Annotated in this window: 1 protein-coding gene; it reads right to left on the reverse strand. The window is 37.0% G+C overall.

Annotation, left to right across the window (positions count from 1 at the left end):
• Positions 1-106: 106 nt before the first annotated feature.
• Entirely contained in the window at positions 107-790 is a 684-nt protein-coding gene (locus ACEN33_RS12415; RefSeq protein WP_407090983.1) for a nucleoside phosphorylase, read from the reverse strand.
• Between the last annotated feature and the right edge of the window lie 189 nt (positions 791-979).

Below are 979 nucleotides of genomic sequence, written 5' to 3' on the forward strand. Positions count from 1 at the left end.
AAGATGTGTGTATGGATTCATAGCTTTCTCCTTCTAATAGTTGGTTGGTACATCTATTTTATAGGAAAACTATGGATCTTTTTTTATTTTATTATTGTTGTTGCACTTAAATTGTAAATTCGTCATAGGAATAGATAGTATCACCTTGAGTCAAATGATCTGATAAATTTAATAAGCCTATTGCCTTTTTATTTAACTTCTTCGCTACCGCTAACGTCGTTGCCGTTTCCATATCAACGCCCGTATAACCGTTATCGGACCATTTGTTTACCATGTCAACTGTTTCCAGAAGCATTGCACTTGTAGAAATTACACGTCCAATTGAATAGCTATATCCCTTCTTTTCACAGTAACTTATTGCTTCATTTACCATTGCTTCATCAGCTTTAACTACATCCTGATCAGGAAGGTACCACTGCGAAGCTCCATCTTGCATCCCGGCTTCAGTTACGATAAGTATATCCCCATATTTCACATCGTGTGTTAGTCCGCCACAATAACCCGTTTGAATAAATAAATCAGTTCCTGCTGCACCGAATTGATGGACAATGTTTGTTGCCATCGGCGCACCATAGACATTTGCGAAGCCGATCTTCGTCTCTCTATAATCACCTATTACTGTATTCCACTTAGGTAGCCAACTCTCATCTTTTAGTAATTCGCTCCATAATTTCAGGTTATCATCGTGCTCCCATTCACCATGAACTACAAAAGAAGCAGGAATTTTTTCTTCCCAAGCTCCTAATGCTTTTAACCAATCTTCTTTTAAAAACTCCCCGTATAATTTCATGAATTTCTCCCTATGTACTTTAATATATTTCTAATACCCTGAACAATTCATACTTTTCGTTGAAACATGTGCCAACTGCCTAACGGCAGCTTAAATTTACTTTTTCATTTTCACCTGTTAAGTGATGAAAAAAGAACCCCATTCTGATATGGTAAAGGTGTCTAAACCAACCATAAGAAAGGAGTTCTC

Origin of the sequence: Ruoffia sp. FAM 24228, assembly GCF_045528575.1 — a bacterium.
GTDB lineage: Bacteria > Bacillota > Bacilli > Lactobacillales > Aerococcaceae > Ruoffia > Ruoffia halotolerans.